The organism is Mesorhizobium sp. P160219 (genome assembly GCF_057786095.1).
In genome coordinates this window covers 5,942,539-5,955,802 of record NZ_JBYNWG010000001.1, presented here as the reverse complement: position 1 = coordinate 5,955,802, position 13,264 = coordinate 5,942,539, and the positions used below count along the sequence as shown (strand labels likewise).

The following is a 13,264-nucleotide window of genomic DNA, read 5'->3' as shown; positions in this document are numbered from 1 at the left end:
CATTGGCCAAAAGCAGGCATGCGACCATAGGCGGCGTCGCGGGACGGCTTGTAACGATCTCTGAGGGTCAGACTGGCTGATGCGGCAGGATTTTCAGGATTTTGAACAGCGTGCCCATGCCGTCGGATCCGGCCAGGCGCTCGACAGCATCGGCAATGGTTTGTCGTGCCTCTTGGCTTGCCTGGCTGCCCAACTGGCCAGCTCGCTCAAGCAATCCCATGCCAAGCAGAAAGTCGCCCTGCGTCGCCAATTCCACATCGAGGCCATGTGCCCGCACGACGGCGGCCAGTGCAGCGAAGTCGACATGGGCGGTGAGATCGGCTTCGCCGGGATTGGCCAGCACATCTTCGGGGGCGTGCCTGCGCACGGCCTGCAATGTGTCGCCGAAACCGGGCTGGAGATGGCCGTAATCGGGGAACAGCCCGGCGCCGCCGTGGTCGGCTATGCGTTCGGCAATGGTCGCCATCAGTGCCGCGCGGGCCGGTGCTATTTCGAAAATAGAGCCTTGTGGCGCCTCGGCGGCGTCTTCCGGCAGCAGCGTCGCCTCGACGGAGCCGGCGCCGGCGAAGAAGCTCAACTCGTCTGAGACGTCAAGGCCGATCACCCGTTCGCGCCAGCCGGCGCCGGCGCGGATGAACTGGCGGATCGGCACAGCGTCGAACAATTCGTTGCCGACAATCAGCAACGGCGCCTGCGGTAGTGTGGCGATGGTTTCGTGCCAGCCGAGCTCAACCGAAGTTTCGGCAAGCGTCTGCTTCTGGATTTCAGTCAGCCGCGGACTGGTCTCGACCAGGGCGAAGGAGGCTCCGGCGGCGATAGCCGGATCGAGCCGCGTCAGGGTGCGAAGCATGTCCTTCATCAGCGTGCCGCGGCCAGGCCCGATCTCCGCGATGGTGACCGGCAGCGGTCGGCCGATCGCCAGCCAGGCCTGATAGAGCCAGACGGCGACGAGTTCGCCGAACATCTGGCTGATCTCGGGTGCGGTGACGAAGTCGCCGGCGGCGCCGAACGGCTCGCGCGTGGTGTAGTAGCCGTCGCTGGGATCGAACAGGCAGAGCGCCATGTACTCGTTGACGGGGAGGGGCCCGAGCGCGCCGATCAGGTCGACGATGCGGGTCTTCAGCCGTGTCATGCCGGCTGTGGTTGCGGCGCCGGTTTGGCGGTGGCCATCGCCCAGATGCCGGCCAGCACCATCGGCAGCGACAGCACCATGCCCATGGTGAGCCAGCCGCCGAGGAGGTAGCCGAGCTGCTGGTCGGGCTCGCGGAAGAACTCGACGAAGATGCGTGACAGGCCGTAGCCGCAAATGAAGGCGCCGCCGACAAAGCGCGACGTCTTCAGCTTCAGCCGCGAATGGGTGAGGAAGCGCAGGACCAGGAACAGCACCGCGCCCTCGAGCAGCGCTTCGTAGAGCTGGCTCGGATGGCGAGGCTCCAGGCCCGCGACACAACCCGCCACGGTCTGCTGGAGACGCTCGTTGCAGAAGACGACGCCCCACGACACGTCGGTCACGCGACCCCAGAGTTCGGCATTGACGAAGTTCGCGATGCGGACGAGGCCGAGCCCGACCGGCACGCCGGCTGCCACCACGTCGAACAGCGTCCAGGTGCGGATGCCGCGCTTGAGGGAAAACAGCGTCATGGCGAGGATGACGCCAAGCAGGCCGCCATGGAACGACATGCCGCCCTGCCAGACGGCGAAGATGTCGAGCGGGTGGTCGATATAGCGCTTTAAATCGTAGAACAGCACATAGCCGGTGCGGCCGCCAAGCACGACGCCGACGGCAGCCCAGACGATGAAATCGTCGAGGTCGATCGGCTTCATCGGCAAGACGCCATCAGGCCACAGCCTTGTGTTGGTGATGAGCCGCTTGGCGTACCACCAGGCGAACAGGATGCCGACGATATAGCCGATGCCGTACCAGTGCACCGCCAGCGGGCCGATCTGAACCAGGATCGGGTCGATGTTGGGGAAGGACAGCGACGCCATCGGCAGCAGGAAATAGTCGTTCAACAGGATCTCCCGGGAGGGCTCGCGTTAGGGCGCGGACCATGCGGCAGGGTTTTGGCGGGGTCAAGGCAAGGTGACGACAGCCTGATCGTCAGAGATAACGGGCTCAACCCTGCGGCTTGCCGGCGACCAATTGCCTGAGCGCATCGTTGATCCTGTCTTGCCAGCCGGGGCCATCTTCCTGGAAATGGTCGAGCACGGCGCGATCGATCCTGATCGAGACAAGCTCGCGAACGTTTGGTGCGGCGGAGGGTTCGCGAACGGGAGGCGCGGGTCTCTTGACCGGCTTGAAGGCCGCTTCAGCGGCTTCCATCGGATTGGTCGGTCGGCGCGGGGGCGTTGCCATTGGTTGATCCTGAATGAGAGTGACTCTTGCCTGGAGCAAGTCGTGAGGAAAACTAGGCCGCTGGTCTGTGAAGACCAGTAACTTCACTTGGTTCTCTCTGCCATTGCCCTGTATTTGGCTTCAAGCCTGTCCAGCACCTCGTCGCCAGGCTAGACCCGGCCCGCACTGGCATCCGAAATGCCCTTTGCGAGTGCTGCATCGAGTGCTGCAAAGCGCTTCTCCAAGTCCGCACTGTCCGTCACGGCAACCGTCGTTCCAAGAATCCATTTGCGATAATAGCAATCTGTCGGCCGGACCGTGAGCCAAATCGCGTCCGACATGAAGCCGCACCAGCTTCAACGTTCTTGCATTCCGCAGGCAGTGCCACTACGTCAATTCCAGCAAGCGAGGATTTGCCATGTCGACCGGACCGAACCGCATTCTCGATGAATTCGCCAAGCTGATGACCGATGCCGCGGGTGCCGCACAAGGCGTGCGCCGCGAGGTGGAGACTGCCTTCAAGGGGCAGGCCGAGCGCATCCTCAACACCATGGATGTGGTGCAGCGCGAGGAGTTCGAGGCTGCCCGCGACATGGCTGCCAAGGCCCGCGAAGAAAACACCAGGCTGGCCGCCCGCATCGACGCGCTCGAGGCCAGGCTTGCCGAATTGACCGGACAGGCCGCACCTGCGGCTGCGGCAAAGCCCAAAGCAAAAAAATAAAATTTGAACTTTTCCACAAAGCACAATCCGAAAAAATGCTTTGCCGTGAATCGTTTACCGGCAATGCATGAATCTTTGTGACAGCGCCTTTCCACATGCTGATGACGCAGTGCGAAAAATTAGGCTGTTCACGCGACTCCCGATCAATAGACTGAATTTGTTGCATGATTCGGAGCAGGGTCATGCGGCCGGGCGGTGGGGTCCGGTCCGGGGTCTTTGTGTCGTGAAGTCCTGGCCGTCCGAGTTCAAGACAAGATTGTTCGTCGTGTGTGCCCCGCGGAGCGTGTGGCGCTCCCCTGAACACAGGAAGCATTCCATGGAACTTCTCGAACTCGAATTCTCCCGCGAAATCCATCCGGTGGATGTCATCGAGCAGGTCGCCCATAACAATGACTGGTCCTTCGAACGGGCCGGCGATGACGAAATCTCGATCTCGGTTGCCGGCAGCTGGACCGATTATCACGTCTCCTTCTCGTGGATGGAGGACTTCGAGGCGCTGCATCTGGCCTGTGCTTTCGACATCAAGGTGCCGGAAGCCCGCGCGCTGGAAGTGATGCGGCTTTTGTCGCTGATCAACGAGCAGATGCTGTTTGGCCATTTCGATCTCTGGGAGCAGGAGGGCGCGATCATGTTTCGCCAGTCACTGCTGCTCGCCGGCGGGGTCGAACCGTCGAGCCAGCAGGTCGAGGTGCTTTTGTCGTCGGCGCTTGAAGCCTGCGAATGCTATTTCCAGGCCTTCCAGTTCGTTGTCTGGTCGGGAACCTCGGCCAAGGATGCGCTGGCCGGTGTCCTGTTCGAGACCTATGGCAACGCCTGAGCTTCCATGAGTTCGAGCAGCGCGCGCAAGCCCGAGATCAGCTTTGCCGATTTTGATCGTGTCGACATCCGTGCCGGCACGATCGTCGAGGCCGAGCCTTTCCCCGAGGCGCGCAAACCCGCGTTCAAGCTGAAGATCGATTTCGGCCCTGAGATCGGCGTGAAGAAATCCTCGGCACAGATCACGAAATACTATGCGCCGGAAACGCTGGTGGGACGGCAGGTGTTTGCGGTGGTGAATTTCCCGCCGCGCCAGATCGGTCCGTTCATGTCGGAAGTGCTCACGCTCGGCTTCCCTGATGAGGAAGGCGCCGTGGTCCTTGGCGCCATCGAGCGCAAGGTGCCGGACGGCGGCAGGTTGTTTTAGGAAGATTGCGTCAGGCGGCCAGCTTGCGCCTTGTGCTCAGCGCCTCTTCGACCGTGTCCATGAACATTTCGGCGCAGGCTTTCCAACTGTAGCGCATGGCGCGTTCGCGCGCCTCGGCGCGGTCGACATTGAGCGCGGCGAGCGAGGCCTCGCGCAGATCGGTCGACACCGCGCCGCCGATGCCGTCGCCGACAATGTCGATCGGTCCGGTGACCGGATAGGCGGCCACCGGCGTGCCGCTGGCCAGCGCCTCGATGATCACGTTGCCGAACGTGTCGGTGCGGCTGGGGAAAACGAAAACATCAGCCGAGGCGTAGATCTCGGCCAGCTCATCGTTCGGGCGATGGCCGAGGAAATGCGCCTGCGGGTATTTCGCCCTGAGCCTGGCCAGTTCCGGTCCTTCGCCGACGATCACCTTGCTGCCGGGCAGGTCGAGATCGAGGAAGGCGCTCAGGTTCTTCTCGATGGCGACGCGGCCGACGCACAGGAATACCGGGCCGGGAAAGCCGAGGTCCTTCTTCTTGTCCGGGCGGAAGTGATCGGTGTCGACGCCCCGCGTCCACGGCCTGAGCTTGGTGAAGCCTCGCGACGCAAGGTCCTCCGCCAGCGACTGGGTGGCGACCAGCGTGCCTTGTCCCGAATTGTGGAAATCACGCAGCCAGCGATAGGCCCAGCTCTCCGGCACCGGCAGGCGGGCGCTGAGATATTCGGGAAAGCGGGTGTGATAGCTGGTGGTAAAGGGACGGCCAGCATTGCGGCAATAGCGCCGCGCCATGATGCCGAGCGGGCCTTCGGTGACGATATGGATATGGTCGGCCTTGCGAGCCTCGATCAGCCGCGCGACATGACCGGGCGTGGTCATCGCCAGCCTGATGTCGGGGTAGGTCGGCAAGGGCAAGGTGCGAAAGATGTTCGGGGTCAGGAAGTCGACCGCAACGTCGAAGGTTTTCAGCGTTTCGGTGAGCCGCTCCAGCGTGTGGACGACGCCGTTGACTTGCGGCCGCCAGGCGTCGGTGACCATCAGGATGCGCATGGCGGTCCTTTGCTCGGGTCGACGGTTGCCTTGATGCGATAGCGGTACGGCCCGGCTGCCCTCGCTTCGCTCCACCGCACCCGGGCAGGCACCAGGTCGAAGTAAGGCGGCTGAGCCGAATCAACTGAGGTCGCGCGCTTCATGCGCGCTCTTGACCATGGTTTCATGACGCGCGGATGAAGGTGGTTTTTGGCCGAGCCCGCCTCCCAGATCATGCTTTGGTCAGGCGGGCACCTTGATCACCGCCCGCAGGCCGCCGAGCGGGCTGTCTTCCAGCATGATGTCGCCGCCATGGCTGCGGGCAATATCGCGGGCGATAGAGAGACCAAGGCCGGTGCCGCTGGCGTCGAGGTTGCGCGCCTCGTCGAGCCGCACGAACGGTTTGAACACGTCCTCGCGCTTTTCCGGCGGGATGCCCGGACCGTCATCGTCGATGGTGACGACGAGTGAGCCGCGGCCGTGATCGGCGCTGATCTCCACCGTCTTGGCATAGCGCAAGGCATTGCCGGCGACATTGGACAACAGCCGGGCGAAAGCGTGCGGGCGCACATGCACGTCCGGATCACCGGCAAGCACGGTCGATAGCTTGCGCTTGTGCAGCGACGCCTCCTCGCCGAGCTTTTGGAAATAGGCCTCGAGATCGAAATGGCCGGCATCTTCCGACGCTTCGCCGCGGGCAAAGGCGATATAGCCTTCCAGCATCGACTGCATGTCGTCGATGTCCTGGTTGAGCGCGGCCTTGGTCTCGGGCTTGCCGCCAGCCAGCGCCAGCTGCAGCTTGAAGCGGGTGAGGATGGTTCTGAGATCGTGGCTGACGCCGGTCAGCATGGCGGTGCGCTGTTCCAGCTGGCGTTCGATGCGCTCGCGCATCTGGATGAAGGCAAAGCCGGCCCGTCGAACCTCCTCGGCGCCGCGTGGGCGGAAATCGCGCGGCATCGGCCGGCCCTTGCCGAAGCTTTCGGCGGCCTCGGCCAGAGACAGGATCGGCCGGATCTGGTTGCGAAGGAAGGGGATGGCGATCGTCAGCAGCACCAGCGACGTCCCGACCATCCAGATCAGGAAGATGTGGGTGTTGGAGGCATAGGCCTGGCTGCGGCGCACGAAGACGCGCAGCACCTTGCCCTCGAGCTGGATGCGGACCTCGACGATGTTGGAATTGCCGACCGTGTCGATCCAGAACGGGCGGTTGATCTGGCGGGTGATCTCGGTGGAAAGGACGTCGTCAAGGATCGAGAAGAAGGGCTTGGGTCCAGGCGCCGGCAACGGGTCGGGCGGCAAGAGGTCGACCTTCAACTGCATGCGGTCCTGGGCGATGCGGATGATGTTGGCGTAGTCGCCATCATGCGGATAGGTCTCGATCATGTCGATGATCGCGGCGATGTCGCGCACGGTGGCCTGCGACAGGCGCTGCGTCACGGTTGCCCAGTGGCGTTCCATGAAGTCGAAGGCGACGACCGACTGCAGAAGGATCATCGGCGCGATGACGATGATCAGCGAGCGGGCATAAAGCCGCTTGGGCATATAGAACGCAACCAGCCGCCAGAACCGCTTCCAGGCACGCGGCATTGCTTTCAGCGCGCGTGATACGCGCGCGCCAAAGCCGCCCTGTTCCGACCGTTCCAGTTGCGTGGTCGCCATTTGTCCTTTCGCTGGGTCAATGGCCGCTGGTCGATGCCGCTGGTCGATGGCCACACATCTATGGCCAAGGGCGGCCGTCAGCGGCATTCTATTCCACGCTGAGCCGATACCCAATACCGCGCACCGTCTGCAGCCAGACCGGATTGGACGGATCGCGCTCGATCTTGCGGCGCAGGCGGTTGATCTGGACGTCGATGGTGCGCTCGCCGACTTCCGAATCGTCGCCGACAAGCTCGTGACGCGGGATCGTTTCGCCGGCCCGCGCGGCAAAGATCGCCAAGATCTCCTGCTCGCGGTCGGTCAGCTTCAGCGCCTCGCCGCCCCGCTTCAGCTCGCGCCTGGCGATCTGGAAGGTGTAGGGGCCGAAGACCAGCTGCTCGACCTTGGGCGTCGTCGCCGGGCCGCCGCGGCGCAGAATGTTATTGATGCGCAGGATCAGTTCGCGCGGGTCGAAGGGCTTGGGCAGATAGTCGTCGGCGCCGGCCTCGAGCCCAGTGATGCGGCTGTCGGTTTCCGATAGCGCGGTGAGCATCAGGATCGGTACGTTCTTCTCCGCCCGCAGCGCCTTGGTGAGGTCGACGCCGGTCTCTCCGGGCATCATGACGTCGAGGACAAGGAGGTCGAAGTCGAGTCCTGCAAGCTTTCGCCTGGCCTCGCCGGCATTTCCGGCGACTGTGACGCGAAAACCATTTTCGGTCAGATACTGCTTGAGCAAATTGCGAATGCGGGTGTCGTCGTCGACCACAAGCAGATGCGGCGCGTCATCGTCCGGCGCCGTCGGCTGGTCCACCCTCTCAATGGTCTCCATGGCTTTTCCCTGACATGTTTGCAGGCACAATGTCGATCTGCGCCCTTAGTTCCGGATTGACCATGGCTTCCAGGAATCGTTCGATCAAGGGACGCTCGCTGGCTCCGGAATCTTCCAATGCAGCACGGATGCGGCGTGACTGTGGCCGCGCCAGGGCCAGCGCCAGGGCGCGCCCCTTGGCTGTCGGATAGAGCTCCCGCTGGCGGCGGTCGCGCGGACCCTGCAATTGCACGATATGGTCGGTGTCGATCAACTGCTTGAGCACCCGCGCCAGGCTCTGCTTGGTGATCTTGAGCACGTCGAGCAGTTCAGCGACCGTCAGTCCCGGCCGGCGGTTGACGAAATGCAGCACCCGGTGATGGGCGCGGCCAAAGCCGTAATCGGCCAGGATCTGGTCCGGATCGGAAGTGAAATCGCGATACGCAAAGAAGAACAGTTCGATGATGGCGAAGTCGATGCCGTCCTCGTCGGTGATCGGCGTCTTGATCGGTTTTCCGGCAGCTGGGCTTCGATCCGTCATCATTTCTCCGTCCATAGAGGGAAATTATGTCAGTACTATTGACGTAATTTCCCCGCAATGGTAATTTTTGACAAGCTTTTCGGCTGAATGCGAACGAAAAGGCAAGGGAGTGCGGTTTTTCCGGAACTTCCTGAGTTTGCCAGAGTTCGATTCTCCGCTTACGCTTCAAGGGCCGCCCGACGCGGCTGTCGCGCAACAAGAACAACACTAATGATGTGCGGGTCGCCGCCCGCGGGAGGTTTCCATGGCATCCGTTCCCTTCGACCAACTGGACGGCTTCATCTGGATCAACGGCGAGTTCGTCAAATGGGCCGATGCCAAGATCCACGTGCTGACCCACGGCCTGCACTATGCCAGCGCCGTCTTCGAGGGCGAGCGCGCCTATGGCGGCGCCATCTTCAAGCTCAACGAGCACACCGAGCGTCTGCATGAATTGGCGCGCCTGCTCGGCTTCAATATTCCCTATTCCGTGGCCGAGCTCAATGACGCCTCGACCACGCTTCTGAAGAAGCAGGGTTTCCAGGACGCCTATGTCAGGCCGATCGCCTGGCGCGGCAGCGAACAGATGGGGGTGTCGGCGCAGAACAGCCGCATCAACTGCGCCATCGCCATCTGGCAATGGCCGAGCTATTTCGACCCGGCGCAGAAGCTCAAGGGCATCCGTCTCGATCTGGCGGAATGGCGCCGGCCCGATCCGCGCACCGCGCCGTCGAAGTCGAAAGCCGCCGGCCTCTACATGATCTGCACCATGTCCAAGCATGCCGCCGAGGCCAAGGGCTATGCCGATGCCATGATGCTCGACTGGCGCGGCCAGGTCGCCGAAGCAACGGGCGCCAACATCTTCTTCGTCAAGGATGGCAAGATCCACACGCCGAAGCCCGATTGCTTCCTCGACGGCATCACCCGCCGCACCGTCATCGGCCTCGCCAAGGACCGCGGCCTTGAAGTCGTCGAGCGCGCCATCATGCCTGAGGAACTCGAAGGCTTCGAACAGTGCTTCCTCACCGGAACGGCAGCGGAAGTGACGCCGGTCTCCGAGATCGGTCCGTACCGATTCGAGGTCGGCGAGATCGCCAAGACTTTGATGAACGACTATTCTGCTGCGGTGCAACCTAAGCATGCGATAGCCGCAGAATAACGAAAGTCACAGCTTTTTTCGCAAGCAGGGGCGGTTTTGAGGCCGGCCCCTTTATTTCAGCATCTGTGCATTTGACTTTCGTACAATTCAGCGTCTCATGATGGTGTCGGCCCGGGAGGCTGGCAGCTATGGAGGGACTAGGTACATGGATACGAATACGCTCATTGCGCTCGTTGTACAGGTAATTGCAGGTGTTGTCGGTGGTCAGGCGGTCGGCGTTGCGCTGAAGAATGCGGCGATGGGCCAGTTGACCAAAATCCTCGGCGGCGCGGTTGGCGGCGTTGGCGGGGCGGCGATCCTCGGCAGCCTGCTCGGCGGCACGGCCGACCCGGCAGCGGCTGCAACGGCAGCGGGCGGATTGGGCGATACGCTGAACCTCAAAAACCTGCTCGGCGGCGCCGGCGGCGGCGCCATCCTGACCGGCATCATCGGTGCGGTCATGGGCGCGATGAAGAAGTAAGCCTCTAGATCATTCACCGTTTCACGGCGAATGATCTAGTTTGTTGTTTTACCCAATTCCGGACGGAAAACCGCTTTACACTTTTCCTGGAATTGCTCGAGACTCAGGCTTCGTCAAATGGGCGGCCGTTGGGCCGCCCATTTCTGTTTTGGGACGGACTGTTTGCCTTTCAGCAGTGGACGGCCTTCGCCCGCGCCTCTACATCACGCTGGAACAGCGAAAGGACAATCATGGGTCAGCTCAATGCCGGCATCGTGCCGGTCACGCCTTTCCAGCAGAACTGCACCATCCTGTTCGACATGGATGACAAGCATGGCGTCGTCGTCGATCCGGGCGGCGACATCGACAAGGTGCTGGCGGTGCTGAAGGACAATGCGATCACCGCCGCTGCGATCTGGATCACCCATGGCCACATCGATCACGCCGGCGGCGCCATGGAGCTGAAGGAAGCACTCGGCATCGAGATCATCGGCCCGCACGAAGCCGACAAGCTATTGCTCGACAATCTCGAGAACCAGGGCCAGCGCTACGGCATTGCCGGGGCGCGCAACTGCGTGCCCGACCGGTTTCTCGCAGAGGGCGAGACGGTTTCGTTCGGCTCACATATGTTCGAGGTGCTGCACTGCCCCGGCCATGCGCCCGGCCATGTCGTATACTACAATCGCGCGGCGAAGTTCGCTCATGTCGGCGACGTGCTGTTTCGCGGCTCGGTCGGGCGCACCGACCTGCCGGGCGGCGACCATGCGGCGCTGATCGCCTCGATTAAGAACAAGCTTTTGCCGCTCGGTGACGAGATCGGCTTCATCTGCGGCCACGGCCCGGGTGGCCGCTTTGGCGAGGAGAGGCGGACCAATCCCTTCCTGACTTAGCGATGTCTTTCTGCCAAAAAAAAGCGCTGGCCTTGCGGTCAGCGCTTTTTGTGGGACAGGGAAGCTCAATTCGCGACGCAGAAATGCTGCTCACCGTCATTGCCGGTGAACGTGCCGCTGCGGGCATTGAAGCTCCGGTAGCGGTCCGAGCAGTATTCGTACCAGTCGCGGGTCCACGGCTCGGCATAGCGGTCGGCATAGACGACCCGCGGTTCGGCATAGTAACGGCGCACCGGCGCCGGCCGCACTTCGCGGTAGTCGTAATCGTCATCATAGCTGCTGTAGCGCGGCTGCGGGTTGCTCAGCGCACCGGCGATCAGAGCGCCGGCCGCAAGGCCGACGACACCGGCCGCAAGCGCGTCGCCATTATGATGACGACCATGGCCATGATGCCAGCGGTTCCAGTCCTTGGCATTGGCGGCAGGCAAGGTGGCGAGGGTGGTCGCGGCGAGAGCGGCGCCCAGGATGGCGGTCTTGAAAATGCGATTCATTTTGGTCTCCTTCGTGCCGGCCCGGATAGTTTTCGGGGATGCGGTCCAGCCTAGGGGACGATTAATAGAAGACCGTGGCTGAACGGGGGCTGAACGGAATTGGCTGATACGATCCAGTTCTTGCGGCAAAACCAAGCGCGTACGCAAGGCGCTCCGCCTCGTCAATCTCCGTCCGGACTGTCTTGAGCCGGCTTAGCCGACCGACAGGTTGACGGCCTTCGGACCCTTGCCGCGCTTGTCCGGCTCGGTGTCGAATGTCACTTTCTGTCCATCCTCCAGACCGGAAAGACCCGAAGCCTGCACGGCCGAAATATGAACGAAGACATCCTTCTGCCCGTCGTCGGGTGTAATGAAGCCGAAGCCTTTGGCATGATTGAAGAATTTGACGGTGCCGGTCTGCGGCATGGGAAGCTCCCTTTGATCCCATAAAGTCCAGTTTCGGGCCGGCAAATGCCCGAAGGGAAATTTGTCCTTTATTTTAGCGCTATCGGCAAGAGAAAGTTTTGGCCAGGGCGGCAACGCTGAAGGCTGGTCAAATAGATTGTTGCACCGAAGGCAATTCGCGCCAGACGATTGCTCCGGCGATCAGCCACGCCATGGACCGGTAGAGCGTCCTTTGCCTGCGGCGACGGCGGACATGAAAAAGGCGCGACCAGAAACGTCGCGCCTTCGAAACTCTGGACGGCTGACAAAGCCGGTTCAAACACGCTTGAGGTGCTTTTTCGAGCGCCCTGACGGGCGCGCGGGCACCGCCGGTTCAGGCCGCGCGGAGGTTGACCGCCTTCGGACCCTTGCCCATGCGGTCGGGTTCAACGTCGAAGGTGACCTTCTGGCCGTCGACGAGGGTACGCAGGCCCGAGGCCTCGATCGCGGAAATGTGGACGAACACATCCTTGGCGCCGCCGTCGGGCGTGATGAAGCCGAAGCCTTTGGTCGCGTTGAAGAATTTAACGGTGCCGGTCTGGGCCATTGGGGAAACTCCTTCACCCGTGTCAGTCTTATGGTTTGCCCGCCGCCTGGCATCGTGGGCAAGTCCCGGTGGTTGCTTCGGCAGTCCTGCATTTGCGCATGGTAAAACCCCCCGCCGAAAACGGGGCCGTCAGAGATTCACAGTATCGGGGAAAGGTCGTCCAAAACGTTCCGCTCTCCGGGTCGCAAATGCCCGAACACAAAATTTATCGCACGGAAACGTGATAGTTGCAAGATAGCGCCGCGGGCCGCGTCCATCGACGCATCCCAACGAAGGCGCTTCGATAAACCTGGGTTCTTAAGAGTTCATCAGCCAGAGCCCGGCCACGCATGGTCCAGCGGTCTGGTCCAGGGCCAAACCAATGCGCGGGCCGGGCATCGCATGGCTCCCGCGCCGCAAACGGGGGTTGCATTTGGCAAGGCAATGGCGAGGATCGACAGGCGCGTTTTGCGCCGGGGACGGGGGTCTCGAGGGAGGCATATTCATGAGATTTCTTGCGACGATCTTCTCGCGCCAGGGTTTTACTATTCTCTTCCTGTCGGGTCTTCTTGCGGCCTGCACCGTCGTCGTCGATGACGGGCCGGGACCACGTCCGCGCCCGCCACGGCCGGAACCGGAATTCTGCACCAGGCAATACGAGCCGGTCTGCGCGCGGCGCGGCGGTGACCGCCAGACCTTCGCCAATGCCTGCCTTGCCGAACGGGAAGGCTACCGCATCGTTCGCGACGGCCCTTGCCGCGACGGCGGCGGTGGTGGCGGTGGTGGCGAAGAGCCGACATTCTGCACGCGCGAATACGCCCCGGTCTGCGCCCGCCGCCATGGCGAGCTGCGCACCTTTCCCAACGCCTGCGAGGCCCGTGCCGCCGACTACCGCGTCGTCGAGGACGGCCCCTGCTGATTTTTCCTTCTCCCCTGTCGGGTAAGTCCGCCGGAGGCGAATTCACCGTCCCACTGACACGATAAAAAAGGCGGCGAATGCCGGGACCCTGCGAAGCAGCGGGGACCGGGCGGGTGGACCGGACCACCCTTGGTCCTTCGCAGGCTCAGGGCGTTCGAAACTCGAAAAGCCAACAATTGGCTTTTCGTCTGCTGCGCGGA

General features: G+C 62.4%; 17 protein-coding genes. 7 read left to right on the top strand and 10 right to left on the bottom strand.

Features of this window, described 5'->3' with window-relative positions:
• Window positions 1-67 precede the first annotated feature (67 nt).
• The 3 genes from AC3EMP_RS28830 to AC3EMP_RS28820 form a co-directional block, all read right to left on the bottom strand.
• Window positions 68-1,132 carry a class I SAM-dependent methyltransferase gene (locus AC3EMP_RS28830; RefSeq protein ID WP_031201313.1) on the bottom strand — a complete coding sequence of 355 codons (1,065 nt, stop codon included), beginning with the start codon at window positions 1,130-1,132 and terminating at the stop codon, window positions 68-70.
• On the bottom strand, window positions 1,129-2,013 hold the full coding sequence (lgt, locus tag AC3EMP_RS28825) for a prolipoprotein diacylglyceryl transferase (protein WP_352712019.1): 885 nt from the start codon (window positions 2,011-2,013) through the stop codon (window positions 1,129-1,131). The genes AC3EMP_RS28830 and lgt overlap by 4 nt, the downstream gene beginning before the upstream one ends.
• A gap of 103 nt (window positions 2,014-2,116) precedes the next feature.
• Window positions 2,117-2,356 (bottom strand): BrnA antitoxin family protein, encoded by a 240-nt coding sequence (locus AC3EMP_RS28820; RefSeq protein ID WP_023821596.1) that lies wholly within the window; start codon window positions 2,354-2,356, stop codon window positions 2,117-2,119.
• 397 nt (window positions 2,357-2,753) lie between these two features.
• Between AC3EMP_RS28820 and AC3EMP_RS28815 the strand changes: the two genes are divergently transcribed.
• From AC3EMP_RS28815 to AC3EMP_RS28805, 3 genes are all read left to right on the top strand, one after another.
• A complete protein-coding gene (locus AC3EMP_RS28815) occupies window positions 2,754-3,056 on the top strand; it encodes an accessory factor UbiK family protein (protein ID WP_023711152.1) in 303 nt (100 codons plus the stop codon).
• A gap of 316 nt (window positions 3,057-3,372) precedes the next feature.
• On the top strand, window positions 3,373-3,873 hold the full coding sequence (locus tag AC3EMP_RS28810; protein WP_006202532.1) for a type III secretion system chaperone family protein: 501 nt from the start codon (window positions 3,373-3,375) through the stop codon (window positions 3,871-3,873).
• Window positions 3,874-3,879: 6 nt separating this feature from the next.
• On the top strand, window positions 3,880-4,239 hold the full coding sequence (locus tag AC3EMP_RS28805; protein WP_023672028.1) for a tRNA-binding protein: 360 nt from the start codon (window positions 3,880-3,882) through the stop codon (window positions 4,237-4,239).
• 10 nt (window positions 4,240-4,249) lie between these two features.
• On the opposite strand, the gene AC3EMP_RS28800 is transcribed toward AC3EMP_RS28805, so the two are convergent.
• The 4 genes from AC3EMP_RS28800 to AC3EMP_RS28785 form a co-directional block, all read right to left on the bottom strand.
• The gene (locus AC3EMP_RS28800; protein ID WP_023691567.1) at window positions 4,250-5,272 is read right to left on the bottom strand and encodes a glycosyltransferase family 4 protein; all 1,023 of its coding nucleotides are present in this window, start codon (window positions 5,270-5,272) and stop codon (window positions 4,250-4,252) included.
• Window positions 5,273-5,494: 222 nt separating this feature from the next.
• Window positions 5,495-6,910, bottom strand: a complete 1,416-nt coding sequence (locus AC3EMP_RS28795) for an ATP-binding protein (protein ID WP_352712021.1) — start codon at window positions 6,908-6,910, stop codon at window positions 5,495-5,497.
• Between the two features lie 88 nt (window positions 6,911-6,998).
• Window positions 6,999-7,718 (bottom strand): response regulator, encoded by a 720-nt coding sequence (locus AC3EMP_RS28790; RefSeq protein WP_023672025.1) that lies wholly within the window; start codon window positions 7,716-7,718, stop codon window positions 6,999-7,001.
• Window positions 7,705-8,238 (bottom strand): MarR family winged helix-turn-helix transcriptional regulator, encoded by a 534-nt coding sequence (locus AC3EMP_RS28785; protein ID WP_023683723.1) that lies wholly within the window; start codon window positions 8,236-8,238, stop codon window positions 7,705-7,707. The genes AC3EMP_RS28790 and AC3EMP_RS28785 overlap by 14 nt, the downstream gene beginning before the upstream one ends.
• 244 nt (window positions 8,239-8,482) lie before the next feature.
• Here AC3EMP_RS28785 and AC3EMP_RS28780 point away from each other — a divergent pair, with 244 nt between their 5' ends.
• From AC3EMP_RS28780 to AC3EMP_RS28770, 3 genes are all read left to right on the top strand, one after another.
• Window positions 8,483-9,376 (top strand): branched-chain amino acid aminotransferase, encoded by an 894-nt coding sequence (locus AC3EMP_RS28780; RefSeq protein WP_488473729.1) that lies wholly within the window; start codon window positions 8,483-8,485, stop codon window positions 9,374-9,376.
• Window positions 9,377-9,521: 145 nt separating this feature from the next.
• Window positions 9,522-9,836, top strand: coding sequence for a hypothetical protein (locus AC3EMP_RS28775; protein ID WP_023672022.1), 315 nt, complete (start codon window positions 9,522-9,524; stop codon window positions 9,834-9,836).
• A 230-nt stretch (window positions 9,837-10,066) separates the two neighbouring features.
• Window positions 10,067-10,705, top strand: coding sequence for an MBL fold metallo-hydrolase (locus AC3EMP_RS28770; RefSeq protein ID WP_023695789.1), 639 nt, complete (start codon window positions 10,067-10,069; stop codon window positions 10,703-10,705).
• Window positions 10,706-10,770: 65 nt separating this feature from the next.
• On the opposite strand, the gene AC3EMP_RS28765 is transcribed toward AC3EMP_RS28770, so the two are convergent.
• The 3 genes from AC3EMP_RS28765 to AC3EMP_RS28755 all read right to left on the bottom strand — a co-directional run bounded on the left by AC3EMP_RS28765 (window position 10,771) and on the right by AC3EMP_RS28755 (window position 12,166).
• Window positions 10,771-11,196 carry a BA14K family protein gene (locus tag AC3EMP_RS28765; RefSeq protein ID WP_023672020.1) on the bottom strand — a complete coding sequence of 142 codons (426 nt, stop codon included), beginning with the start codon at window positions 11,194-11,196 and terminating at the stop codon, window positions 10,771-10,773.
• Between the two features lie 192 nt (window positions 11,197-11,388).
• On the bottom strand, window positions 11,389-11,601 hold the full coding sequence (locus tag AC3EMP_RS28760; RefSeq protein WP_023672019.1) for a cold-shock protein: 213 nt from the start codon (window positions 11,599-11,601) through the stop codon (window positions 11,389-11,391).
• A 352-nt stretch (window positions 11,602-11,953) separates the two neighbouring features.
• Window positions 11,954-12,166, bottom strand: coding sequence for a cold-shock protein (locus tag AC3EMP_RS28755; RefSeq protein WP_006202520.1), 213 nt, complete (start codon window positions 12,164-12,166; stop codon window positions 11,954-11,956).
• Window positions 12,167-12,650: 484 nt separating this feature from the next.
• On the opposite strand from AC3EMP_RS28755, the gene AC3EMP_RS28750 reads away from it, so the two are divergent.
• Window positions 12,651-13,064: a Kazal-type serine protease inhibitor domain-containing protein gene (locus tag AC3EMP_RS28750; RefSeq protein ID WP_023672018.1), complete on the top strand. Its 414-nt coding sequence runs from the start codon at window positions 12,651-12,653 to the stop codon at window positions 13,062-13,064.
• Window positions 13,065-13,264 lie beyond the last annotated feature (200 nt).

Coding starts and splice junctions, on each gene's coding strand:
- AC3EMP_RS28830 (WP_031201313.1), bottom strand. CDS start 1,132: ATGACACGGCTGAAGACCCGCATCGTCGACCTGATCGGCGCGCTCGGG.
- AC3EMP_RS28820 (WP_023821596.1), bottom strand. CDS start 2,356: ATGGCAACGCCCCCGCGCCGACCGACCAATCCGATGGAAGCCGCTGAA.
- AC3EMP_RS28815 (WP_023711152.1), top strand. CDS start 2,754: ATGTCGACCGGACCGAACCGCATTCTCGATGAATTCGCCAAGCTGATG.
- AC3EMP_RS28810 (WP_006202532.1), top strand. CDS start 3,373: ATGGAACTTCTCGAACTCGAATTCTCCCGCGAAATCCATCCGGTGGAT.
- AC3EMP_RS28805 (WP_023672028.1), top strand. CDS start 3,880: ATGAGTTCGAGCAGCGCGCGCAAGCCCGAGATCAGCTTTGCCGATTTT.
- AC3EMP_RS28800 (WP_023691567.1), bottom strand. CDS start 5,272: ATGCGCATCCTGATGGTCACCGACGCCTGGCGGCCGCAAGTCAACGGC.
- AC3EMP_RS28795 (WP_352712021.1), bottom strand. CDS start 6,910: ATGGCGACCACGCAACTGGAACGGTCGGAACAGGGCGGCTTTGGCGCG.
- AC3EMP_RS28790 (WP_023672025.1), bottom strand. CDS start 7,718: ATGGAGACCATTGAGAGGGTGGACCAGCCGACGGCGCCGGACGATGAC.
- AC3EMP_RS28785 (WP_023683723.1), bottom strand. CDS start 8,238: ATGACGGATCGAAGCCCAGCTGCCGGAAAACCGATCAAGACGCCGATC.
- AC3EMP_RS28780 (WP_488473729.1), top strand. CDS start 8,483: ATGGCATCCGTTCCCTTCGACCAACTGGACGGCTTCATCTGGATCAAC.
- AC3EMP_RS28775 (WP_023672022.1), top strand. CDS start 9,522: ATGGATACGAATACGCTCATTGCGCTCGTTGTACAGGTAATTGCAGGT.
- AC3EMP_RS28770 (WP_023695789.1), top strand. CDS start 10,067: ATGGGTCAGCTCAATGCCGGCATCGTGCCGGTCACGCCTTTCCAGCAG.
- AC3EMP_RS28765 (WP_023672020.1), bottom strand. CDS start 11,196: ATGAATCGCATTTTCAAGACCGCCATCCTGGGCGCCGCTCTCGCCGCG.
- AC3EMP_RS28760 (WP_023672019.1), bottom strand. CDS start 11,601: ATGCCGCAGACCGGCACCGTCAAATTCTTCAATCATGCCAAAGGCTTC.
- AC3EMP_RS28755 (WP_006202520.1), bottom strand. CDS start 12,166: ATGGCCCAGACCGGCACCGTTAAATTCTTCAACGCGACCAAAGGCTTC.
- AC3EMP_RS28750 (WP_023672018.1), top strand. CDS start 12,651: ATGAGATTTCTTGCGACGATCTTCTCGCGCCAGGGTTTTACTATTCTC.